Below are 22,449 nucleotides of genomic sequence, written 5' to 3' on the forward strand. Positions count from 1 at the left end.
ACTCACTATGGACACGATTCTTAATATTATTAATCAGTTTTCAGATTTTATCTGGACTTATCCGATGCCGGTTTTATTAGTCAGTCTTGGTATCTGGCTGACCATTAAATTCCGGTTTAAATACCAGCTGAATTTTCGTTTTAATATTAAAAATACCTACGGCGGATTATTTAAGAAAAAAAATGCCGGTGAACAGATTCAGGGGGCGGGCTCGGTATCCAGTTTTGCCGCTGCCTGTACCGCGCTGGCGAATACCGTGGGTATCGGCAGTATCGGCGGGGTGGCAACCGCTATTACGATGGGCGGGCCGGGCGCGATATTCTGGCTCTGGTTTTCTGCTTTTTTCGGGATTGCGACCAAAGCCTGTGAAATTATTCTCGGCCAGCGTTACCGCGTCAAATATGAAAAATCGATGGATGAGTATGTCTGTGACCGCTCATTTGTGATGGAACATGCACTGGGCTGGAAAAAAGGTGCGGTTGCTTTGTCGGTGTGCTGTTTTATGCTAGGGCCGTGGACCTGTCTGGTGCAGAGTGAATCCGCGACGTCCTCTATCGAAGAAGCGTTTAATGTCGACAGTTACCTGACATTGCTGGTGATGGTTATTTTTATTGCCAGTGTCATTATCGGCGGGTTAAAAGGTATTTCCTCCAAAATGGAAAGTGTGGTGCCGAAACTGGCGATCACGTATCTGACCGTTGCCGTTATTCTGCTGGTGATGAATTATGATCAGATTCTGCCTGCATTTGCGCTGATCTTTAAATCGGCCTTTTCACCGGCTGCCGGTGTCGGCGGATTTGCCGGGGCAACCGTGATGGAAGCCATCCGTTTCGGGATCGCCAGGGGGATTTATTCCAATGATGCCGGAACCGGCTACGGTATTGTGGCACATGCGGCGGCAACAACCGATCACCCGATCCGTCAGTCCAGCTGGGGTTTCGGCGAGGTTTTCCTGACCATTATTATCTGTACCGTCACGGCGCTGGCTATTCTGACCACCAATGTCTGGGTGGATTACGCCGGTATTACCTCATCACGCCTGACCACGCTGGCATTTAAAGTGACATACGGTGATGCGGGCAGCTGGTTTATGGCGATATTTATTACCCTGCTGGCCTGTACCACGACCATCGGTATGTATTTTACCTGTGAGAAAGCGGTGAACTTTTTCTTCGGGGACACCAGAGCCAATAAAATCGCGAAGAATCTGTACCGGGTTTATTACCTGGCGCCGATTGTGTTATTCACTAACCTTCAGGCCGATATTTTATGGGCGCTGACCGATATTCTGAGTGCGGTTTATGTGCTGATCACTATGACATTAATACTGAGCCGGCGGAAAGAGATTTTCCGGTTATTTAATGATTTCTGGGATCGCTATATTCCGGCGAAAAATGCCGGACAGGATGTGCCGCCGGTGACTTACTGTAAGCGGATAGAATAAAAAAATCAGGCCGGTATTCACCGGCCTTTCTTTCCTTATCTTCCCAGATATTTGTCCCAGTCCTTCCAGACCGGCTGAAGACCGGCGGCGAGCAGGGCATCCGCGACCTGCTGCGGCGAGCGGTTGTCATGCGGGCTGAACTGCTCCAGTTCCGGATCATCCTCTTCGGCATAGCCGCCGGGCTGAGTGCGGGAACCGGCGCTGACCTGGTTTATCGCCACCGGCACCATATGATCACGGAAATACGGTGATTCGCGGGTGGAGAGTGACAGCTCAATATCCGGTGCGAACAGGCGGAATGCACAGATAAGCTGCACCAGCTCCGCTTCATTCATCAGAGATTCCGGCTCAATACCGCCTGCACACGGACGCAGACGCGGGAAAGAGATGGAATAACGGGTTTTCCAGTAGCGCTGGCGCAAATAGTGCAGATGCTCCGCGACCATATAACAGTCCGTCCGCCACTGACCGGACAGGCCGATCAGCGCGCCGAGCCCGATCTTGCTGATCCCGGCCTGACCAAGGCGATCCGGGGTTTGCAGCCGCCAGTGAAAATCCTGTTTTTTCCCTTTCAGATGGTGCCGCTGATAGGTGCTCTCATGGTAGGTTTCCTGATACACCATCACCCCATCCAGCCCCAGCGTGCGCAGTTCGGCGTATTCCTCTGTCGCCATCGGCTGCACTTCCATCATCATGGTGCTGAAATAATCGCGGATCAGCGGGAAGGTTTCGCGGAAGTAGTCCATCCCCACTTTGCGCTGATGTTCGCCGGTGACCAGCAGCAGACTGTCAAAGCCGAGGGCTTTTATTGCCTTACATTCGGTATGGATTTCTTCCGGTGTCAGGGTTTTACGCTTAATGTGGTTGCTCATGGAGAAGCCGCAGTAAGTGCAGTCGTTGGCACACAGGTTAGAGAGATAGAGCGGGACATACATCCCGACGACATGGCCGAAACGCTGCCGGGTCAGAGTCTGTGCTTTCTGCGCCATCACTTCGAGATACGGCCGGGCGGCCGGGGAGATCAGTGCCATAAAATCCGTGGTGGTCAGCGTGTCTGCACTCAGCGCCCGTTCGACATCCCGCGTGGTTTTGCTGTTGAGCTGTAAGGTGAGATCATCCCAGTCCAGCTGCTGCCAGCGGTCACTGAAGGTTTTTTCACTCATCACAATGCTCCCAGGAATGAGGTCAGCGGGCTGGATGCCGATGCCTGTTGCTGCTTCGGTGCCAGCTCGGCCTCCCGCGCCAGCAGCCCGGCCTCAATGGCCTGACGGAATGCTTTTGCCATGGTGACCGGTGAGCGGGCAACGGCCATCGCGGTATTGACCAGCACAGCATCCGCGCCCAGTTCTATCGCCTCGAGGGCGTGGCTTGGTGCGCCAATCCCGGCATCAATCACTACCGGAACCGTTGCCTGCTCAATAATAATGCGCAGCATATCGCGGGTCTGTAATCCCTGATTGGAGCCGATAGGCGCACCCAGCGGCATAACGGCGGCGCATCCGGCCTCCTGCAACCGGCGGCATAATACAGGATCTGCACTGCAGTAAGGCAGAACAACAAACCCTTCTTTCACCAGTATTTCTGCCGCAGCCAGGGTTTCAACCGGGTCCGGCAGCAGATAACGGGCATCGGGGTGGATCTCCAGCTTGATCCAGTTGGTGCCGAGCGCTTCCCGCGCCAGCTGTGCGGCAAACACCGCTTCCCGGGCATTGTTTGCACCGGAAGTATTCGGCAGCAGTTTAATACCGAGTTCACGGAGCGGAGCAAGGATATCATCGTGCCCCTGAGAAAGATCGATACGCTTCATCGCCATGGTGACTAACTGGCTGCCGGAGGCGGCAATCGCTTCCTGCATCACCCGGCTGCTGGTGTATTTCCCGGTGCCGGTAAATAAATGGGATGTAAATGTGGTATCTGCAATCGTCAGCATCATTAACCTCCTGCGATAGCCTGAAAAAGTAAAATCTGATCGCCGTCGCGGACAACGTGTTCTGACCAGCAGCCACGGACAACGATGGTCTGATTTACCGCGACAGCAATGCCTGCCACCGGGCGGCCGAGAAATGTCAGCAGTTCACTGACGGTGACGGGGGAATCAATATCCATCACCTCGTCATTCACCGTTATGCGCATGCGGCTGCCTCCTGACACACCGGGCAGTCTGCTGCCCGCCGGAGCTGTAAAGTGCTCCAGCTTTGCTGTCTGCCGTCGAAAAGGCGTAATTTTCCGTTCAGCGGGGAAGACAATCCGGCCAGCAGTTTAATGGCTTCCAGCGCCTGGAGTGTGCCGATCACCCCGACAACCGGGCCGAGCACACCGGCAGTGCGGCAGTTGCGTTCCGGAATGACATCGTCCGGATAGAGGCAGCAGTAACAGCCGTGCTCAAACGGGGGCTGCAGTACCAGAAGCTGTCCGCTGAAACCAACCGCACTGCCGCTGACCAGGGTTTTTTGCTGTGTCACGCAGGCAGCATTGATAGCATGGCGGGTGGCCATGTTGTCGGTACAGTCGAGGACAATATCTGCTGCTTGTACAATATGTTGCAGCGTTTCCCGGGTCTGACGTTCGGTGATCACATTGAGTGTCAGGGCAGGGTTCAGCGCCCGCAGACGTGCTGCCGCAGTGCGGGCTTTATTGTCCGGTACATCGGCTTCGGTATATAAAATCTGGCGCTGGAGGTTGGATAGATGTACCTCATCATCATCAATCAGGGTCAGCTCACCGACACCGGCGGCGGCCAGATACAGCGCCGCCGGTGAACCCAGTCCGCCGAGGCCGGTGATCACCGCATGAGACTGTTTGAGTTTCAGCTGACCTTCAGGGCCGATATCCTCCAGCAGCAGCTGGCGGCTGTAGCGCATAAAATCATGATCATTCAGCATGGTTAACCTCCTGATATTCAGCGGCTTCCCCGGTCAGTGTCATCAACTGCCGGGTGACAGCCTGCCAGTCAGCGGCTTTGGTGATGGCGCTGACCACCGCAATACTGCCGACGCCGGTGGCGATCACGGCAGGAGCGCGTTCAAGGGAAATACCGCCGATGGCGACCAGCGGGAAATCCGGCGTGACCGCAACCTGGCGGGCTAAGTTTTCCAGTCCCTGCGGGGAAGAGGGCATGATTTTGGTTTGTGTCGGGAAAATATGCCCCAGCGCAATATAGGACGGATGCAGCGCTTTGGCGCGCTGCAATTCGGTATCATCGTGGGTGGAAATCCCGAGGCGCAGACCGGCCTGCTGAATCGCCCGCAAGTCAGCAATATCCAGATCTTCCTGGCCGAGATGCACACCATACGCACCGTGCTTTATGGCAAGGCGCCAGTAGTCATTGATAAACAGCCGCGCCTGATATTTTTTCCCCAGCGCAACAGCGGTACAGATCTGCTCATCCACCTGTGGATCGGTTTTGTCCTTGATGCGCAACTGAATTGTCCGCACGCCGGATGCCAGCAGCCGCTCAATCCATATTAGCGAATCGACCACCGGATACAGCCCTAACTTATGTTCCGTCCGGGCAAACGGTGCGTCAGGCAGATTCATCGATACGCTCCTCTGCGCTGTGATACAGCTCGCTGCCTTTGGCGCGGAAAGCGTCAGACATCTCTTCCATCCCGGCGGCGTAGTCGCGGACTTCCTGTGAGATTTTCATTGAGCAGAATTTCGGCCCGCACATTGAACAGAAATGCGCGACTTTTCCGGATGCCTGCGGCAGGGTTTCATCGTGGTAAGTCCGGGCGGTTTCCGGATCCAGCGCCAGATTGAACTGATCTTCCCAGCGGAACTCGAAACGCGCTTTTGACATCGCGTTATCGCGGATTTGTGCTCCCGGATGTCCTTTGGCGAGATCGGCGGCATGCGCGGCGATTTTATAGGTGATAAGCCCTTGTTTAACATCTTCTTTATTTGGTAAGCCGAGGTGCTCTTTCGGTGTCACATAACAGAGCATGGCACAGCCGAACCAGCCGATCAGTGCCGCGCCGATACCGGATGTGAAATGGTCATAGCCCGGGGCGATATCGGTGGTCAGCGGTCCCAGGGTGTAGAACGGCGCTTCATGGCAGTGTTCCAGTTCTTCGGTCATGTTTTTGCGGATCATCTGCATCGGCACATGGCCCGGACCTTCAATCATCACCTGTACATCATATTCCCACGCGATTTTGGTCAGCTCGCCGAGAGTATGCAGTTCAGCGAACTGGGCTTCGTCGTTGGCATCCTGAATAGAGCCCGGACGCAGACCATCACCGAGCGACAGCGCCACGTCATACGCCGCGCAGATTTCACAGATGTCACGGAAGTGCTGATAGAGGAAGTTTTCCTGATGATGGGACAGACACCATTTCGCCATAATTGAGCCGCCGCGTGACACAATGCCGGTCAGGCGTTTTGCGGTCATCGGCACATAGCGCAGCAGGACACCGGCGTGGATAGTGAAGTAATCCACCCCCTGTTCCGCCTGCTCCAGCAGGGTATCGCGGAACATCTCCCAGGTCAGATCCTCGGCCACACCGTTTACTTTCTCGAGTGCCTGATACACCGGTACGGTACCGATAGGCACCGGGCTGTTACGCAGGATCCACTCACGGGTTTCGTGAATATAGCGGCCGGTGGAGAGATCCATCACCGTATCCGCGCCCCAGCGGGTGGACCAGACCAGTTTCTCCACTTCTTCCTCAATGGAGGAGGTAACAGAGGAGTTGCCGATATTGGCATTCACTTTCACCAGGAAATTGCGGCCGATAATCATCGGTTCGGATTCCGGGTGGTTAATATTGGACGGGATAATGGCGCGTCCGGCAGCGACTTCATCGCGGACAAACTCCGGAGTGATGTTATCCGGCAGATTGGCACCGAAATGCTGTCCCGGATGCTGTTGCAGCAGAACTTCGCCCCGGATGCGTTCACGTCCCATATTTTCGCGGATGGCGATAAACTCCATCTCCGGGGTCACAATCCCTTTCCGGGCATAATGCAATTGTGTCACGCATTTTCCGGTTTTGGCTTTCAGCGGTGCCGGGCGGTTTGGATAGCGCAGATGGTCAAGACCGTTATCGGCCAGCCGGTCACGGGTGAAATCAGAGCTCAGGTGTGTCACCGCTTCGGTATCACCCCGCTCTGCAACCCATTGCTCACGCAGACGGGCAAGACCGGCACGGACATCCAGTTTCACCTGCGGGTCGCCGTACGGCCCGGCGGTATCATAAACCGGTACCGGCTCATTCTCTTCATACTGCGGATTGGCTTTATCACCGCCGATCAGGGTCGGGGACAGGGCAATTTCCCGCATCGGTACGCGGATATCCGGGCGCGAGCCGGTGAGATAAATACGGGAGGAGTTCGGGAAATTCACCCCTTTCAGGGTGCTGATATATTCCTCTGCCGCGTCGCGCTGCTCACGGCGGGTACGGGCTTTGGAAGGAGCGGCGGTTTCCGCACCCGGGGAGAGATCAGTGGTATCAATACGTTGTTCACGGGACATAGCAAATTCCTTACAGTGAAACCGGCAAAACCGGAAGAAAAAGTGAGAAATTGCTTGTCTGGAGGTGCGTCAGGAGTAATGCGTGATAACCGGCTGTACCCAAAAACCGCATTGCGGCGGCTGAAAACAGCGGTTAAAAAAGGAAAGATTACTCTTGTTCCCTTCGCGGGTACTAACCCGATCAGGTTCCGCGGATCCCGAATTAACGGTCTCAGCCCGATTTATCACGGGGATAAATGCTGGGCACTCCGACAAGAAAGATTTCAGTATAAGAAGCTGCCCGGAAACTACAACCTTTTTATAACATCATTTATTTACCTGAAGCATTCCCGGTCATCCTCCCTGATATTCAGCGGTTACGCCGCTGCGGCTAAAGATAAAAAAAATTAAATTAAAACTGATAATTTCCGGTCAGTTGCCGATGTTTTTTGTCGGCGTGCCTTATTACGGCATATTAAGAAAAAACAATTGGTTATTTATTGGCCTTATTGATTGCTTTCTGCATCAGGAAAAAAGATGAATCTTAAAAATACGACGATTCGTGTCAGGTTATCTGTCACATTTGGTGTTCTGATCGCCATTCTGGCGCTGGTTTCCGGAATGGCGGTGATGAACCTGTATAAAGACAAAGAGATGTTCACGAATTACGTTAACGGGACATATGCACTTCAGGTTCAGGCGTATGAAGTCCGCCATGCGACGGAAGAGCGGGCTATCATGCTGCGGGATATGATCAATGCGACTGATAAGAAAGATAAAACAGAAGAACTGAACCGTTTTAAAGAAGAAGACGGGAAAGTCAGTAAAAGAACGCAGACACTGCTGGATATGGTCAATGAGTTCGGCATGGATCCGCAGGGGCGGGCGTTGCTTGATAAGATGATAGCGGATGAAAAACACTATGCCGCCGTGACCCGGGAAGTGCTTGAACTCGATCAGCAGGGACGGCATGAGGAGGCGATTGCGAAAATGATGGATGCCGAATATGCGGCATCGGATGCCTATATCCTGTCATTCCGAGCCAGCCGGGATCACGGCACGGAAACCGGCAATCAGCTTATTCAGGAATTTAATACCAATTATGAGCGTCAGAGCAACATTATTCTGGTGTTCGCGCTGCTGGCGTTAACGCTGGCGATTGTCTCCGGGGTGATGATTATCCGCAATCTGACACGCTCTCTGGGCGCCGAACCCGCCCAACTGAAAGAAGTGGCTGAACGGGTGGCCTCCGGTGATCTGTCGCCGTCCGATGAAATTCATCCGGTTCCGGACGGTAGTGTGCTGAGTACCCTGAAAGCAATGCAGAGGAATCTGGCCGGTATCGTCGGTACGGTACGTAATAACAGTGACAGTATTGTGACCGGCACAATGCAGATAACGAGCGGTAATGCTGATCTGAGCCAGCGTACTGAATCCCAGGCCAGCAGTCTGCAGCAGACAGCTGCTTCAATGGAACAGTTATCTGCCACGGTGAAAAGCAGTGCGGAGATTGCGGCAAAAGCAAACATGATGGCAGCAGAAGCGTCCGAAACCGCCCGTCACGGTGGTGAGAAAGTGGATTTGGTTATTCATGCCATGCAGGATATTTCAAACTCTTCACGGACAATCACTGACATTATCGGTGTGATTGATTCCATCGCATTCCAGACTAATATCCTTGCACTGAACGCGGCGGTGGAAGCCGCTCGTGCCGGTGAACATGGTCGCGGTTTTGCTGTGGTATCCGGCGAAGTCCGGACACTGGCACAGCGGAGTGCACAGGCTGCCGGTGAAATAAAAAATCTGATTAACACCAGTGTTGAGCAGGTGGATGCAGGCAGTAAACTGGTGGCAGAAGCCGGTGAGTCGATGCAGGTGATTGTCACTCAGACACAGGGTGTCAGTCAGATGATTGACGAGCTGACACTGGCGGCAAATGAGCAGTCTCAGGGAATTTCGCAGGTCGGAATTGCTGTACAGCAGATTGATGAAGTCACACAGCAGAATGCCGCGCTGGTGGTTGAAAATGCCGCGGCAGCGGAAAGCCTGCATCAGCAGGCGGGTCAGCTCATGCAGGTTATGACTCAATTCAGACTGGGAAGCAGCGCCGCCTGATCCGGCTGATACCCGCTGCCGTACCTCCGGCAGCGGGTATCATATTTATCAGTGACGGGGAGGAAGATCAGCTGTTTATTGTGTCCAATGACCACGTCAGCTGCATCCATCCCTGTTTTTCTGCTTCTGCCTTCAATACCGGGTCGGCGTTGACCGTCAGCACATCCGTGGCATAGCGGCACAGGGGTAAATCGTTGGCGGAATCGGTATAAAAAATCGTACGTTCCGGTAAAAACTGACGAATATCCAGAAAGTTAGCCAGTTTTTCCACTTTCCCTTCCCGGAAGGTGGTGATCCCCTGCAATGCGCCGGTGTAGTGATCATCCCGGACTTCCAGTTCGATACCAAACGCCAGATTCACACCCAGCATCTTCGCCACCGGTTTGACAATAAAATCGGCGGTGGCAGAAATGATGATCACCGGCACGCCGTGTTCTTTATAAAACGCGAGGGTTTTGACCGCATCCGGGTAGACCAGCGGGCGCACTTTGCTTTCGGTAAAATCAGCCACCCATTCATCAATCTGTGCAACGGTGGCATTACCCAGCGCCTTCAGGCTGAAGGCCATATACGCGGCCATATCCAGCTTACCGGCGCTGTAATCCGCCATCATCTGCTTATCTGCGGCAAGAAAGGCAGGATCAGTGATAATGCCTTTTTCCCACAGGTAGTCTGTCCATAACAGGCTGCTGTCTGCAGCGATTAAGGTGTGATCGAGGTCGAAAACCGCTAATGTTGACATGACGTTCCTTTAATTAACTGACGGGGCAAGGGCGCGGATTTCATTTTTATTGAACATCAGCTCCAACTGAGTGCCCTGTTCAAACAGCCGCTCTGAGGAGCGGTTCAGCAGATCCACGGTCAGTGCGCCCAGCCCGGTATCCACCTGATAACGGATAATATTGCCCAGTAACTGACTGTCACGGATTGTACCTGAAACCGGGTGAGAAATGTGTTCCCCGTACTGTCTTCCGGCCTCGCGCACATAAATAGACTCCGGGCGGATCGCCACAATACCGCTGAGATTCAGGCCGAGCAGGCTGTTGGCGTTGTGCGCACTGACCAGATTGTAATGCCCCATAAAACGCGCGACAAACTCATTGGCGGGCTGGGTGTAGAGGTTTTCGGCTGTATCGCTCTGCACGATTTCGCCCTTGTTCATCAGGAAGATACGGTCAGACATCAGCATCGCTTCTTCCTGGTCGTGGGTGACAAAAATGGTGGTGAGATTCAGCTCGCGCTGGATCTGACGGATTTGCTGGCGCAGATGTTTGCGGATTTGCGCATCCAGCGCGGAGAGCGGTTCATCCAGCAGCAGAATGCGCGGTTTCATCACCAGTGCCCGTGCCAGTGCCACACGCTGCCGCTGGCCGCCGGAAAGCTGATGCGGCAGATGCTGTTCTTTTCCTTTCAGCCCCACCAGCTCAATCACCTCTGCAACAGCTTTGCGCTGTTCATCCGCCGGGACTTTCTGCATCTTCAGGCCGAAGGCAATGTTGCGTTCAGTGGTCATATTCGGGAACAGCGCATAGCTCTGAAACACCATACCGATTTCCCGCTGTTGTGGCGGAGATAAAGTAATATCCTGTTTATTCACATAAATTCTTCCGTCATTGACAGGCTCCAGCCCGGCGAGACAACGCAGCAGGGTAGATTTACCGCAGCCGCTCGGGCCGAGCAGGGTAATAAATTCCCCTTTGCTGACAGAAAAATTCAGACCGGAAAAGACCGGGGTGGCAGCAAAGGATTTTGTCAGGTTTTCAGCAATTACATAGCTCATCAGTGATTCCTCAGCGGCTCAGGCGTGTCGCGATCAGGGTCAGGATCAGGGTGAAAATAAAGTAGCTAGCCACCAGTGCGGAGGTGAAGTGCCCGCTGGTCTGGCGCATGTTATAGAGATAGATTTGCAGGGTTTCGTAACGGGTGCCGACCAGGATATTGGCAAATACAAACTCGCCGAACAGGAAGGAGAAGGCGATCAGCAGCGACACCAGCAGCCCTTTGCGGATATTTGGCACCACCACCAGCAGAAACGCCTTAAAAGTACCTGCGCCGAGCAGATGAGCGGCATCCAGTAAATCTTTCAGCGGCACGCCGTTCAGGCTGTTGGCCAGCGCCCGGTACATAAACGGCAGGGTGATGGTGAAATAGGTACCGATCAGGATCCACGGCGTACCGGCAATCGGCAGCGGCCCGTCAGCAAACAGCTGCAGCAGTCCGACGGAGGAGACCACCGGCGGCACGGCGAACGGCAGAATAATCAGGATCTCCATCAGCCCTTTCAGCCGCGGGAAGTAATAAAATACGGCAAACACCAGCGGCAGGATCACCAGGGTGCTGATGGCAAGGGTGACAAAGCAGATAAACAGTGAACGGCCGAACGCGGCAAGAAAACGCGGATCCTGCCACAGCTTCAGATACCACTGTAATGTCAGGCCGTCCGGCAGCACCGTGGCACCCCAGCGGGTGGAGAAGGAATACAGCAGCGTCGCGATAATCGGTAACAGCAGCAGGATCACAATCAGGCTGAGCATGATTTTGTGATAACGCGCCATGTACGGCGGATTGAGTGTGAGATCAGCACTTGGCATGGTAACTCCGTTTCAGCAGCCAGTGATAGACAACAGTGATGAATCCGAGGATAACCATCAGCAGGACAGAAAGTGCCGCTGCCATATTCGGCTCCAGGAACAGGTCGCCGGACACCAGGCTGGCGATACGGATGGTCACCATATTGTAGTTCCCGGTGGTCAGCGCATAGGTGGAGGCATAAGCCCCGGCGGCATTGGCAAACAGAATGATAAAGGTACCGAGCAGCGCCGGAGAGAGCACCGGCAGTGCGACATAGCGCCAGTAGGCCGGGCGGCCGGCTCCCATAGTTTTGGCAGCATCCTCCCACTCCGGTTTCAGGGCATCAAACGCCGGATAGAGCAGCAGGATCCCCAGCGGGATCTGAAAATAGAGGTAAATCAGCATCAGCCCGGCGGCGCTGTAGAGATTGAAATCCTCAATCACCCCCCAGGCTTTCAACTGCAGGGTGATGGCGCCGTTGACGCCGAGAATGATGATGAAAGCAAACGCCAGCGGCACACCGCTGAAATTGCCGGTCATATTGGTGAAAGCGATCAGCCAGCGGCGCGGACGCGGCGGGGCGTGCTGTAAGGAGGCGGCAAACAGTGCGGCGAGGATCAGCCCGCCGACTGACGATACCCCGGAAATCCACAGGGTGTTTTCAAAGGACTGAATATAAAAAGGGCTGCTGAAGATTTCGGTAAAGTTACCGAATGACCAGGCATCTTCATACACGAAGCTGTTGATAATCACCCATAACATCGGCGCAAGCTGGAAAAGCGCGAACAGCAGCGCGGCAGGGAGCAGTAACAGCATCGGTTTCAGCGGCAGACGGCGTGACAGAGGGCTGGTATGTTGCTTACTTTTCATCGCGGTCAGCTCCGGCAGAATATCAGCCATGTTGCGTCTCCCGCAGCAGGCGCGGTACAGCGGCTTTGTTGTGTCCGCTCAGGCCGAGTAACCGGCAGATGGTGCCGCACAGTTGTGTCTGCTGTACCGGGAGGTCTGCCTCATGAGAGAAGGCATCACCAATAACAAACAGCGGCACCGCACGCTCTTCATCCAAAATCCCGCCGTGTGAGCGATCATTATTCATGCCGTGATCACTGGTCACCAGCACCTGATAACCGGCTTCCAGCCAGCCGGGCAGATACGCGGAGAGCAGGCCGTCTGCACGGCGGGTACTGTTGCGGTATTGCTGTGAATCCCCGCCGGATTTATGACCGGCATCGTCAATATTCATCGGGTGAATAAGCAGGAAGTCGGGGTGGTATTGACGGCGTAAATATTCCGCATCGAGGAATAAATGATCATCCGGATAGTGATCCGCCTGATAAAAACAGCCGTGTTGTATCGCAAGCGAATCATCGTGGGTGAAACGGTCACGGACTGCATCAAACGGGGCGCGGTTATACAGCTCACTGACCCAGTGATAAGCGGCGGCAGCGGTGGTTTTTCCGGCTTTTTGTGCGAGGGAGAAAATACTGTCGTTGTGTGACAGGCGCACCACCTGATTGTGCACCACGCCGCTGTCAACCGGGCGCACGCCGGTCAGAATACATTCATAAAGCGGGCGGGAGAGCGAGGGCAGTTCACAGCTCAGGCGGTACAGTGTGGCGTCCCCGGATTCAGCTAACCCCTGCATAAAGCCCATGCAGTCATGGGCTGTGCGGTAGTTTAAGCCATCCAGAACAACCAGGATAACTGGGTTATTCATTGTCATTCCGTTAATTCATGTTGATGATAACGTTCTGCTGCCACAGTTTCGGCAACTGGCGGGAGGTTTTTTCCCAGCCGTCAAAATCGGTAATCGGTTTGGCTTTGCTGTACTGGGATTCAGGCAGCAGTTTGGCTTTGATATCGTCCGGCAGGGCCAGGTGTGCTGCGCGGATAGGGCGGGCATAACCTTCGGCCAGGTTGAGCTGTCCTTTATCACTGAAGATAAACTCACGGGCCAGCTTGGCGGTGTTCGGGTTTTTCGCATATTTGTTGATGATGGTGGTGTAACCGGAGGTGACAGAGCCGTCAGACGGGATCACCACGGTAAAGCGTTTGGCGTCAATCTGATCGCGGTAGTTAAGGGCGTTGAAATCCCACATTACCGCCACTTCCACTTCCCCTTTCTCCAGGTTGGCCACGCTCGGGTCATTCAGGGATAAACGTTTCTGTTTGGCGAGATCGGCAAACAACTCAATCGCCGGCTGAATGTTGGTTTCATTACCGCCAAGGGCAAAGGCCGCAGACAGCACGCCGCTGTTAGCCTGTGCCGCGATACCGACATCACCGATAGTCACACGGTAGTTACCGTTGCGCAGATCAGCCCAGCTTTTCGGCTGTTCTTTGACAAGGTCATTATTGATGATGAATGCAATGGTGCCGGTATAGGCCAGCGCCCAGTTACCGTCTTTATCTTTTGCCCAGTCCGGGATCTGATCCCAGGTGGTTGGTTTATAAGGCTGCACCACATCTTTCTGAACGGCGACAGGGCCGAAGGCGGCGCCCACATCCCCGATATCTGCGGTGGCATTACTTTTTTCAGCGGCGAATTTGGCAATTTCCTGAGCAGAGCTCATATCGGTATCCTGATGGCGGATGCCGTAGAGTTTTTCAAGATCAGCCCAGGTGCCTTTCCAGTTGGCCCAGGTATCCGGCATCCCGACACTGTAAACCACCCCCTCTTTTTTGGCGGCGGCAATCAGTTCTTCAGGAATGGTGTTTTGCCCGGCAGAGAACGCAGAGAAAGAGGCGGAAACAGCAACGGCGGTCAGCAATATTTTGGCAGCAGGAAAACGTGTCATAAAACCCTCGTCAGTTAACTGATTCAGTATCAGTGGTGAGGCTAGGGTATGACGCGTTTGTGACAGGCAACTGACACCCGTGTGACACTTTTCTGACAGCCGGGTGACAGGGAAATGCATGCCCCGTTATGCTGAGTATTCTCCCCGCAAACGGAGTATGATTTAATCCATTATTATTTCATTAACATGATGTCTCTATTATGCAGCAGATTTTAACGGGCAATGAAACCGGCTACTGGGTTATCAGCGCGGATAACCGCGTCTGGCTGCCGGAAGGACAACTGCCGGAGGGCAGTGCGGCACAATGGATGCTGACCGGGAAACCGGCGGTGCGTATCGGGGAGTGGCAGGGACTGCCGGTCTGGCTGATCCGCGAAAAAATGCGTTCCGATATGTGTTCGCCGCGCATTATTGCCGCAGAGAATGATGACCTCTTCAAAATGGCCGGACGCGGCGTGCAGCTGGCGGAGTTCTACCGCTCGCACCGTTATTGCGGCTACTGCGGTGCGGCGATGAAATACAGTGAAAGTGAGTGGGCGTGTCTGTGTGACAGCTGCCGCGAGCGTTACTATCCGCAGATAGCGCCGTGTATTATTGTCGGCATCCGCCGTCATGACTCTATTCTGCTGGCACAGCACCGCCGCCACAAAAGCGCGCCGCTGTTTACCGTGCTCGCCGGGTTTGTCGAAGTCGGCGAAACCCTGGAAGAAGCCGTTGCCCGTGAGGTGATGGAAGAGAGCCGGATTGAGATTCAGAATATCCGTTATGTCTCCTCGCAGCCGTGGCCGTTCCCGCACTCGCTGATGATGGGATTCCTGGCGGATTATGCGGATGGTGAAATTCATCACGATCCGTCAGAGCTGCTCAGTGCAGACTGGTACCGCTATGATAATCTGCCGGTTATTCCGCCGCCGGATACCATCGCCCGCCGTCTGATAGAAGATACAGTCGCATTGTGCCGTCAGGATGACGAAGACGCGTAACACCGCCCTGACCCCGGGCGGCAGGCGTGCTACAATGGGTTTTATTCAGGACGTCAATACGTTACGCGGCCAACAACTTTTTGGAGTCTGTCATGAGTGAACTGAAAAACGACCGCTATCTGCGGGCATTACTGCGTCAGCCGGTGGATGTCACCCCCGTGTGGATGATGCGCCAGGCCGGGCGTTATCTGCCTGAATATAAAGCCACCCGCGAACAGGCGGGGGATTTTATGGCGCTGTGCAAAAACACCGAACTGGCCTGCGAAGTGACTCTGCAGCCGCTGCGTCGTTTTCCGCTGGATGCGGCCATTCTCTTTTCCGATATTCTCACCATTCCTGATGCGATGGGCCTCGGGCTCTATTTTGAAACCGGCGAAGGGCCGCGCTTTGTGCATCCGATCCAGAATGCCCGCGATGTTGAAAAACTGCCGGTGCCGGATCCGGAGCAGGAACTCGGTTATGTCATGAATGCCGTGCGCGCCATCCGCAAAGCCCTGAACGGCGATGTGCCGCTGATTGGTTTCTCCGGCAGCCCGTGGACACTGGCAACCTATATGGTGGAAGGCGGCAGCAGCAAAGCCTTTACCAAAATCAAAAAGATGATGTACGCCGAACCGCAGACCCTGCACCTGCTGCTGGATAAACTGGCGGACAGCGTGATCCTCTATCTTAACGCGCAGATTAAAGCCGGTGCACAATCCGTGATGATTTTCGACACCTGGGGCGGCGTGCTGACCGGGCGTGATTACCGTGAGTTTTCACTCAATTACATGCACAAGATTGTCGATGGCCTGATCCGCGAAAATGACGGTCGCCGTGTGCCGGTCACGCTGTTCACCAAAGGCGGCGGACAGTGGCTGGAAGCGATGGCGGAAACCGGCTGTGATGCGCTGGGGCTCGACTGGACCACAGATATCGCGGATGCCCGCCGCCGGGTCGGTAATAAAGTGGCGTTACAGGGCAATATGGATCCGTCCATGCTCTATGCATCACCTGCCCGTATCGAAGCAGAAGTGGCATCTATCCTCGCCGGTTTTGGTCAGGGCGAAGGGCATGTGTTCAACCTCGGACACGGCATCCACCAGGATGTTCCGCCTGAACATGCCGGTGCATTCGTTGAATCTGTTCACCGCCTGTCAGCCAAATATCATCAGGGCTGATCACTGACAGACCACGGAGGTCACCATGACAGCCATCGACACCCGCGCCCTGAAAGCCCGGCAGACAGAACTGGCACAGCTGGTCAGTCTGCAGGATGTGCCGCTTAATCCCCGCTATATCGCAGGGGTGGATATCGGCTTTGAGGACGGGGGGGACGTCACCCGGGCTGCTGTGGTGATCCTCACCTGGCCTGAACTGGAGGTGGCGGAGTATCAGACCGCCCGCATTCCCACCCAACTGCCCTATATTCCGGGGCTGCTTTCCTTCCGTGAAATCCCCGCCGCACTTGCCGCATGGGAGAAACTGACCTTAAAACCGGACCTGGTACTGGTGGACGGCCAGGGTCGCGCTCATCCGCGCCGTCTCGGCGTTGCCGGGCATCTCGGGGTGCTGCTGGATTTACCCGCCATTGGTGTGGCCAAAAGCCGGTTATGCGGCACGTTTGAACCGCTGGCGGAAGAGGCCGGTGCACAGTCGCTGCTGACAGACAAAGGTGAGCCGCTCGGCTGGGTCTGGCGCAGCAAAAACCGCTGCAATCCGCTGTTCATTTCACCCGGTCATCATATGAGTATTGACACCGCACTGACCTGGGTAAAAGCCCTGACGCGCGGCTATCGCCTGCCTGAACCGACCCGCTGGGCTGATGGCATTGCCTCAAATCGAACATTTTTTGTCCGGTTGAAACAGAAATTTCCCGATTTTCCACGTAAAGATGTGGATATCACGGATTTTCAGGTAAACTGCGGCTCACATCAGAGTAACGAGTAAAGCGGAATGTTAAAGAACCCGATCCACTTACGGCTGGAAAAACTGGAAAGCTGGCAGCATCTCACCTTCACGGCTTGTCTGTGCGAGAGAATGTACCCGAATTATGCCGTTTTTTGTCAGCAGACCGGGTTTACTGATCCGTCGCTTTACCGGCGTATTCTGGATCTCATCTGGGAAGTCCTGACTGTCAAAGACGCAAAAGTGAACTTTGATAACCAGCTGGAAAAGCTGGAAGACATCATCCCTGATGGGGACGACTATGATATCTACGGTGTGTATCCGGCGATTGATGCCTGCGCGGCACTCAGTGAGCTTATCCATACCCGCCTGAGCGGGGAAACACTGGAGCATGCTATTGCGGTCAGTGAGATTTCAGTCGGCACTGTCGCGGTACTGGAAATGACACAAGCCGGACGCGAAATGTCTGACGACGAATTAAATGAATTGCCCGCTGTTGAAGAAGAGTGGGACATTCAGTGGGAAATTTACCGCTTATTGGCCGCCTGCGAAGAGCGCGATATTGAGTTGATAAAAGGCTTGAAATCCGATCTCCGGGATGCGGGGATCAGCAATATTGGCGTTAGTTTAGGCGATTAAATCAAAAAACGTGATTTAAGCCTATAAATGCCGGTGTTAAAGGCTTCACAATTGCCCCGTCTCTGGTCTACAGTGGGGGGCGAAAAGAAGTGGCTATCGGGGCGCGTGTATCAGGGCTGTCAAAAGGCACATCCGACGCACTCGATGCTTTGCAAACGATAAACACACTGTAAGGATATTTTATGAATAAGACTCAATTGATTGATGCTATCGCAGAAAAAGCAGAGCTGTCTAAAGCACAAGCTAAAGCAGCGCTGGAATCAACTCTGGCGGCCATCACTGACTCTCTGAAAGAAGGCGATGCTGTACAATTAGTTGGCTTCGGTACTTTTAAAGTTAACCATCGTGCAGAGCGTACTGGCCGTAACCCGCAGACCGGTAAAGAAATCAAAATTGCAGCAGCAAACGTGCCTGCTTTCACTGCCGGTAAAGCACTGAAAGACTCAGTAAAATAATTGCGTTGCAAAAACAGATTGATAGAGGGGGATTTCGTCCCCTTTTGTTGATCAGACAGGGGCTGCTTGCACTGGGCTTTGGCTCATTGCTCAGCGCCTGCTCTGTTCAGCCTGACCTTCCTCCCTTCAGTGCGTCCGGTTATATCGCGGACGACGGCGCTGTCAGAATGTGGCGTCTCAACGCCGACAACCAACCCCGTGTCCTGATGAGTGTTTTCAGTCCCTACCGCAGCGGACAACAGACCGTCGTCACCGTTTATGAATACCGCAGAGGACAGCTCTGGCAGATCCGTACAGAATATCTGGGCGATAACGGTTTTTCTGAACAGATACGGCTGGATCACGAGGGCAATACCATCTTTATGCAGCGTGATAAAGACGGGCATAAATCCCCGCTGACCACAGATGAAATCACCCGGATGACCTTTGTGGCGGACAGACAGCTGACACTTAACAGTGCACTGGTGATCGGTGATATCCGGCTGAAACAGGGGCAGTGGCGCGACAGCTATGTCACGGATTGTCAGGGTAATAAATCCTACATTGAATTTGATGCGGAAACAGAACAGTTCCTGGCGAAGCGTCAGCGCAGCAGCACATCACCTATCTACATTGCATGGCTGGATTCACCGGAAGGACGGGAAATTCTGCTGGCGGCAAATGATAACTTCTGTAAATGGGAACCTACGGAAGATTCACTGTAAATCTCCCGCAGGGTATTAACGCGGTTTACTTATTCAGACGGGCAACAGCACGGTAGCCGATATCACTGCGGCAAAATGCATCATCCCAGTGAATATGTTTCAGTGCGGCATAAGCCTGTTTCTGCGCCTGAGCAATATCCTCACCCAGTGCCGTCACACACAACACCCGGCCGCCGTCAGTCACAACCGCACCTTCTTTCATCGCCGTTCCGGCCTGGAAAACTTTGCAGTCTGCTTCCTGAACATCCAGTCCGCTGATTACATCACCTTTACGGTAATTACCCGGATAACCACCGGCTGCCATCACCACACCAAGCGCCGGACGCGGATCCCACTGTGAGGTTTTTCCGGCCAGTTTTCCCTGCGTACCGGCAAGGCAGAGCTCAACCAGGTCTGATTGTAACCGCATCATAATCGGCTGGGTTTCCGGGTCACCAAAGCGGCAGTTGAATTCAATCACTTTCGGCTCACCGTGTTCATCAATCATCAGCCCGGCGTATAAAAAACCCTGATAGGTGTGACCTTCCGCCGCCATACCTTCAACGGTCGGGTAAATCACTTTTTCCATCACCCGCTGATGAACGGCATCGGTCACCACTGGTGCCGGGGAGTAAGCGCCCATACCGCCGGTGTTTGGCCCGGTGTCATTGTCACCGACCCGTTTGTGATCCTGGCTGGTCGCCATCGGCACCACATTTTTACCGTCCACCATGACTATAAAACTGGCTTCTTCGCCGGTCAGGAACTCTTCAATCACAATGCGGTGCCCGGCATCGCCGAAAGCATTACCGGCCAGCATGTCATGTACCGCGTCCTGTGCTTCTTTCAGGGTCATGGCGACGATCACGCCTTTACCGGCCGCCAGGCCGTCAGCTTTGATCACCACTGGTGCTCCGGTTTTGTCCAGATAAGCCAGTGCCGGTTCAACCTCAGTAAAGTTCTGATAGGCTGCCGTCGGGATATGGTGACGCGCCAGAAAATCTTTGGTGAATGCTTTGGAGCCTTCCAGCTGCGCGGCACCTTTTGACGGGCCGAAGATAGTCAGACCGGCGGCATTGAATGCATCAACCACACCCATCACCAGCGGTGCTTCCGGGCCGACAATGGTCAGGCCGATATTATTGGCGCGGGCAAAGGCCACCAGGCCGTCAATATCTGTCGCACTGATATCCACATTGGTCAGGTTTGGTTCCTGTGCGGTACCGGCATTACCGGGCGCGACATAAACATTGGCTGCCAGCGGGGATTGTGCGGCTTTCCAGGCCAGCGCGTGTTCGCGTCCGCCATTACCGATAATCAGGATATTCATAAGTCAGCTCCGGGTATTAATGACGGAAATGGCGCATGCCGGTGAAAATCATCGCGATATTGTGTTCATCTGCCGCCGCAATGACTTCATCATCACGGATAGAGCCACCCGGCTGGATCACGCAGGTAATACCAACGGCAGCTGCCGCATCAATACCATCACGGAACGGGAAGAACGCATCGGATGCCATGGCGCATCCCGCCACTTCCAGCCCTTCATCACCGGCTTTGATGCCGGCAATTTTCGCGGAGTAAACACGGCTCATCTGACCGGCACCCACACCGATGGTCATATTATTCTTTGCATAAACAATGGCATTGGACTTAACAAACTTCGCCACTTTCCAGCAGAACAGGGCATCTTTCAGTTCCTGCTCTGTCGGCTGGCGTTTGCTGACCACTTTCAGGTCAGTATCACCGACCATCCCGAGATCGCGATCCTGCACCAGCAGACCGCCGTTCACCCGTTTGAAATCAAGGGCGGCAACCGGATGCTGCCACTGACCGCAGGTCAGCACGCGGACATTCTGTTTTGCCGCGAGAACCGGCAGCGCATCTTCCGCGACGGACGGGGCAATAATCACTTCCACAAACTGGCGTTCAATAATTTCTGCCGCCGTTTTGGCATCCAGTTCGCGGTTAAAGGCGATAATACCGCCGAATGCGGAGGTCGGGTCAGTTTTGAAGGCATTGTCATAGGCGGTAAGTAAGCTATCGGCAACGGCCACGCCACACGGGTTGGCGTGCTTGACGATCACACAGGCTGGTTTATCAAACTGCTTCACACATTCAAGGGCTGCATCAGTATCAGCAATATTATTATAAGAGAGGGCTTTGCCCTGTAACTGCACAGCAGTACTGATGGAGGCTTCCTGAATATTCTCTTCTATATAGAAGGCGGCATTCTGATGACTGTTTTCGCCGTAGCGCATATCCTGTTTTTTAATAAAGTTGAGATTCAGGGTGCGCGGGAACTGGCCGGAAGGCTGAGTGGTATCGCCGAAGTACGGTTTTACTTTCTGACCGAAATAGTTGGCGATCATGCTGTCATAGGCAGCTGTATGCTCAAAGGCTTTGATGGCGAGGTCAAAACGGGTATCAAAACTCAGGCTGTTTTGTCCGGCATCCATCTCGGCAATGATATTGCTGTAGTCACTGCTTTTTACCACAATCGCCACATCTTTATGGTTCTTCGCGGCGGAGCGCACCATGGTCGGCCCGCCGATATCGATATTTTCAACCGCGTCTTCCAATGTGCAGCCGGGTTTTGCCACGGTCTCCGCAAACGGATAAAGATTCACAACCACCATATCAATAGCGGAAATCTGATGCTTCGCCATAATCTCATCATCGGTGCCGCGGCGGCCGAGGATCCCGCCGTGTACTTTCGGATGCAGGGTTTTGACACGCCCGTCCATCATTTCCGGGAAACCGGTGTAATCGGAGACTTCAGTCACCGGCAGACCGGCGTCAGCCAGCAGACGTGCAGTACCGCCGGTTGATAACAATTCAACACCACGGGCGGAAAGAGCCTGAGCAAATTCAGTAATGCCGGTTTTGTCAGAGACACTGAGCAGGGCGCGACGGATAGGGCGAGGCTGTTGCATGAGTTTGGATCCCTTGAATTCAACGAATAAATGACAATAGGTTGCAGGTGAAATCGGTGTATCTCATAAGATTTCAAAACCCGGAGTAAAAAGCAACGGTACACGAATGCAGCAGATTGTAACGCAAACGTTTGCGTGTTGCTTGTGAATTTTGTGATTTTTTACCATCTGTGGATAACTTTGTGCGTAACCCGGTATAAACAGGGGTTTTGCTGGGGAATGCAGCAAACAGTCAGAAAATCGAAAATTAACACTTGTCTTCTGAAATCGACTCCCTATAATGCACCTCCACTGACACGGAACAACGCGCTAACACGCGGTCCGGCAGGAAAAAAGAGAACGGCAGATAAGAAATTATTGCTTGACTCAAAGGGGCTGGAAACGTAATATACGCAGCCTCGCAACAACGCAGAAGACCGGCAACGGCAGCGAATGTTGCAACTGCTCTTTAACAATTTATCAGACAATCTGTGTGGGCACTCGCAG

The 22,449-nt window shown here is 53.9% G+C and carries 22 protein-coding genes and 1 riboswitch; of the genes, 8 read left to right on the forward strand and 14 right to left on the reverse strand.

From position 1 onward, the window contains the following. Positions 1–7 precede the first annotated feature (7 nt). Positions 8–1,444: an alanine/glycine:cation symporter family protein gene (locus tag ACSBQN_RS18715; protein ID WP_004242299.1), complete on the forward strand. Its 1,437-nt coding sequence runs from the start codon at positions 8–10 to the stop codon at positions 1,442–1,444. Positions 1,445–1,479: 35 nt separating this feature from the next. Here ACSBQN_RS18715 and thiH read toward each other — a convergent pair whose 3' ends face one another. Genes thiH through thiC form a run of 6 tightly spaced genes read right to left on the reverse strand, consistent with a single transcriptional unit; the run spans position 1,480 to position 6,917 of the window. Continuing rightward, the gene (thiH, locus tag ACSBQN_RS18720; protein WP_024474636.1) at positions 1,480–2,607 is read right to left on the reverse strand and encodes a 2-iminoacetate synthase ThiH; all 1,128 of its coding nucleotides are present in this window, start codon (positions 2,605–2,607) and stop codon (positions 1,480–1,482) included. Further along, a complete protein-coding gene (locus tag ACSBQN_RS18725) occupies positions 2,607–3,374 on the reverse strand; it encodes a thiazole synthase (protein ID WP_036409151.1) in 768 nt (255 codons plus the stop codon). The genes thiH and ACSBQN_RS18725 overlap by 1 nt, the downstream gene beginning before the upstream one ends. Before the next feature lie 2 nt (positions 3,375–3,376). Continuing rightward, on the reverse strand, positions 3,377–3,577 hold the full coding sequence (thiS, locus tag ACSBQN_RS18730; RefSeq protein WP_004242293.1) for a sulfur carrier protein ThiS: 201 nt from the start codon (positions 3,575–3,577) through the stop codon (positions 3,377–3,379). Then, entirely contained in the window at positions 3,568–4,326 is a 759-nt protein-coding gene (locus ACSBQN_RS18735; protein ID WP_036409154.1) for a HesA/MoeB/ThiF family protein, read from the reverse strand. Before ACSBQN_RS18735 ends, thiS begins: the two co-directional genes overlap by 10 nt. Then, positions 4,316–4,981 carry a thiamine phosphate synthase gene (gene thiE / locus ACSBQN_RS18740; RefSeq protein ID WP_024474633.1) on the reverse strand — a complete coding sequence of 222 codons (666 nt, stop codon included), beginning with the start codon at positions 4,979–4,981 and terminating at the stop codon, positions 4,316–4,318. The genes ACSBQN_RS18735 and thiE overlap by 11 nt, the downstream gene beginning before the upstream one ends. Beyond that, entirely contained in the window at positions 4,968–6,917 is a 1,950-nt protein-coding gene (thiC, locus tag ACSBQN_RS18745) for a phosphomethylpyrimidine synthase ThiC (RefSeq protein ID WP_004242289.1), read from the reverse strand. Before thiC ends, thiE begins: the two co-directional genes overlap by 14 nt. A 141-nt stretch (positions 6,918–7,058) precedes the next feature. Continuing rightward, a riboswitch (TPP riboswitch) is annotated at positions 7,059–7,178 on the reverse strand. 255 nt (positions 7,179–7,433) lie between these two features. Between thiC and ACSBQN_RS18750 the strand changes: the two genes are divergently transcribed. Continuing rightward, positions 7,434–9,011: a methyl-accepting chemotaxis protein gene (locus ACSBQN_RS18750; RefSeq protein ID WP_132275271.1), complete on the forward strand. Its 1,578-nt coding sequence runs from the start codon at positions 7,434–7,436 to the stop codon at positions 9,009–9,011. 67 nt (positions 9,012–9,078) lie between these two features. Here ACSBQN_RS18750 and ACSBQN_RS18755 read toward each other — a convergent pair whose 3' ends face one another. From ACSBQN_RS18755 to ACSBQN_RS18780, 6 genes are read right to left on the reverse strand one after another with little or no spacing between them, the layout of a single operon-like run. Continuing rightward, complete coding sequence (locus ACSBQN_RS18755; RefSeq protein ID WP_024474630.1) at positions 9,079–9,753, reverse strand: HAD family hydrolase; 675 nt, start codon at positions 9,751–9,753, stop codon at positions 9,079–9,081. Positions 9,754–9,762: 9 nt separating this feature from the next. After that, positions 9,763–10,791 (reverse strand): ABC transporter ATP-binding protein, encoded by a 1,029-nt coding sequence (locus ACSBQN_RS18760; protein ID WP_024474629.1) that lies wholly within the window; start codon positions 10,789–10,791, stop codon positions 9,763–9,765. Positions 10,792–10,801: 10 nt separating this feature from the next. Further along, a complete protein-coding gene (locus ACSBQN_RS18765) occupies positions 10,802–11,602 on the reverse strand; it encodes an ABC transporter permease (RefSeq protein ID WP_152697126.1) in 801 nt (266 codons plus the stop codon). Continuing rightward, positions 11,589–12,452, reverse strand: a complete 864-nt coding sequence (locus ACSBQN_RS18770) for an ABC transporter permease (protein WP_227989304.1) — start codon at positions 12,450–12,452, stop codon at positions 11,589–11,591. Before ACSBQN_RS18770 ends, ACSBQN_RS18765 begins: the two co-directional genes overlap by 14 nt. A 22-nt stretch (positions 12,453–12,474) precedes the next feature. Next, positions 12,475–13,299, reverse strand: a complete 825-nt coding sequence (locus tag ACSBQN_RS18775; protein WP_024474626.1) for an alkaline phosphatase family protein — start codon at positions 13,297–13,299, stop codon at positions 12,475–12,477. Between the two features lie 10 nt (positions 13,300–13,309). Beyond that, the gene (locus tag ACSBQN_RS18780) at positions 13,310–14,380 is read right to left on the reverse strand and encodes an ABC transporter substrate-binding protein (RefSeq protein ID WP_024474625.1); all 1,071 of its coding nucleotides are present in this window, start codon (positions 14,378–14,380) and stop codon (positions 13,310–13,312) included. Positions 14,381–14,580: 200 nt separating this feature from the next. Here ACSBQN_RS18780 and nudC point away from each other — a divergent pair, with 200 nt between their 5' ends. From nudC to ACSBQN_RS18810, 6 genes are all read left to right on the forward strand, one after another. Then, positions 14,581–15,363, forward strand: a complete 783-nt coding sequence (gene nudC / locus ACSBQN_RS18785) for an NAD(+) diphosphatase (RefSeq protein ID WP_029991326.1) — start codon at positions 14,581–14,583, stop codon at positions 15,361–15,363. Positions 15,364–15,455: 92 nt separating this feature from the next. After that, entirely contained in the window at positions 15,456–16,523 is a 1,068-nt protein-coding gene (gene hemE, locus ACSBQN_RS18790; protein ID WP_024474623.1) for a uroporphyrinogen decarboxylase, read from the forward strand. 34 nt (positions 16,524–16,557) lie between these two features. Next, entirely contained in the window at positions 16,558–17,292 is a 735-nt protein-coding gene (nfi, locus tag ACSBQN_RS18795; protein WP_024474622.1) for a deoxyribonuclease V, read from the forward strand. A 6-nt stretch (positions 17,293–17,298) separates the two neighbouring features. After that, complete coding sequence (locus ACSBQN_RS18800) at positions 17,299–17,889, forward strand: YjaG family protein (protein ID WP_004242272.1); 591 nt, start codon at positions 17,299–17,301, stop codon at positions 17,887–17,889. Between the two features lie 182 nt (positions 17,890–18,071). Next, positions 18,072–18,344, forward strand: a complete 273-nt coding sequence (hupA, locus tag ACSBQN_RS18805) for a nucleoid-associated protein HU-alpha (protein ID WP_004242271.1) — start codon at positions 18,072–18,074, stop codon at positions 18,342–18,344. Between the two features lie 44 nt (positions 18,345–18,388). After that, positions 18,389–19,048 carry a DUF1481 domain-containing protein gene (locus ACSBQN_RS18810; RefSeq protein ID WP_227989303.1) on the forward strand — a complete coding sequence of 220 codons (660 nt, stop codon included), beginning with the start codon at positions 18,389–18,391 and terminating at the stop codon, positions 19,046–19,048. A gap of 25 nt (positions 19,049–19,073) precedes the next feature. On the opposite strand, the gene purD is transcribed toward ACSBQN_RS18810, so the two are convergent. Then, entirely contained in the window at positions 19,074–20,357 is a 1,284-nt protein-coding gene (purD, locus tag ACSBQN_RS18815; RefSeq protein ID WP_318668718.1) for a phosphoribosylamine--glycine ligase, read from the reverse strand. Positions 20,358–20,373: 16 nt separating this feature from the next. Then, on the reverse strand, positions 20,374–21,963 hold the full coding sequence (purH, locus tag ACSBQN_RS18820) for a bifunctional phosphoribosylaminoimidazolecarboxamide formyltransferase/IMP cyclohydrolase (RefSeq protein WP_024474619.1): 1,590 nt from the start codon (positions 21,961–21,963) through the stop codon (positions 20,374–20,376). Positions 21,964–22,449: the final 486 nt, after the last annotated feature.

It is taken from the genome of Morganella sp. B601, from assembly GCF_051172335.1.
Taxonomy (GTDB): domain Bacteria; phylum Pseudomonadota; class Gammaproteobacteria; order Enterobacterales; family Enterobacteriaceae; genus Morganella; species Morganella morganii.

Bases quoted from the DNA above. Each gene is read 5' to 3' on its own strand.
- ACSBQN_RS18715 (WP_004242299.1), top strand. From the start codon at position 8: ATGGACACGATTCTTAATATTATTAATCAGTTTTCAGATTTTATCTGG.
- thiH (WP_024474636.1), bottom strand. From the start codon at position 2,607: ATGAGTGAAAAAACCTTCAGTGACCGCTGGCAGCAGCTGGACTGGGAT.
- ACSBQN_RS18725 (WP_036409151.1), bottom strand. From the start codon at position 3,374: ATGCTGACGATTGCAGATACCACATTTACATCCCATTTATTTACCGGC.
- thiS (WP_004242293.1), bottom strand. From the start codon at position 3,577: ATGCGCATAACGGTGAATGACGAGGTGATGGATATTGATTCCCCCGTC.
- ACSBQN_RS18735 (WP_036409154.1), bottom strand. From the start codon at position 4,326: ATGCTGAATGATCATGATTTTATGCGCTACAGCCGCCAGCTGCTGCTG.
- thiE (WP_024474633.1), bottom strand. From the start codon at position 4,981: ATGAATCTGCCTGACGCACCGTTTGCCCGGACGGAACATAAGTTAGGG.
- thiC (WP_004242289.1), bottom strand. From the start codon at position 6,917: ATGTCCCGTGAACAACGTATTGATACCACTGATCTCTCCCCGGGTGCG.
- ACSBQN_RS18750 (WP_132275271.1), top strand. From the start codon at position 7,434: ATGAATCTTAAAAATACGACGATTCGTGTCAGGTTATCTGTCACATTT.
- ACSBQN_RS18755 (WP_024474630.1), bottom strand. From the start codon at position 9,753: ATGTCAACATTAGCGGTTTTCGACCTCGATCACACCTTAATCGCTGCA.
- ACSBQN_RS18760 (WP_024474629.1), bottom strand. From the start codon at position 10,791: ATGAGCTATGTAATTGCTGAAAACCTGACAAAATCCTTTGCTGCCACC.
- ACSBQN_RS18765 (WP_152697126.1), bottom strand. From the start codon at position 11,602: ATGCCAAGTGCTGATCTCACACTCAATCCGCCGTACATGGCGCGTTAT.
- ACSBQN_RS18770 (WP_227989304.1), bottom strand. From the start codon at position 12,452: ATGAAAAGTAAGCAACATACCAGCCCTCTGTCACGCCGTCTGCCGCTG.
- ACSBQN_RS18775 (WP_024474626.1), bottom strand. From the start codon at position 13,299: ATGAATAACCCAGTTATCCTGGTTGTTCTGGATGGCTTAAACTACCGC.
- ACSBQN_RS18780 (WP_024474625.1), bottom strand. From the start codon at position 14,380: ATGACACGTTTTCCTGCTGCCAAAATATTGCTGACCGCCGTTGCTGTT.
- nudC (WP_029991326.1), top strand. From the start codon at position 14,581: ATGCAGCAGATTTTAACGGGCAATGAAACCGGCTACTGGGTTATCAGC.
- hemE (WP_024474623.1), top strand. From the start codon at position 15,456: ATGAGTGAACTGAAAAACGACCGCTATCTGCGGGCATTACTGCGTCAG.
- ACSBQN_RS18800 (WP_004242272.1), top strand. From the start codon at position 17,299: ATGTTAAAGAACCCGATCCACTTACGGCTGGAAAAACTGGAAAGCTGG.
- hupA (WP_004242271.1), top strand. From the start codon at position 18,072: ATGAATAAGACTCAATTGATTGATGCTATCGCAGAAAAAGCAGAGCTG.
- purD (WP_318668718.1), bottom strand. From the start codon at position 20,357: ATGAATATCCTGATTATCGGTAATGGCGGACGCGAACACGCGCTGGCC.
- purH (WP_024474619.1), bottom strand. From the start codon at position 21,963: ATGCAACAGCCTCGCCCTATCCGTCGCGCCCTGCTCAGTGTCTCTGAC.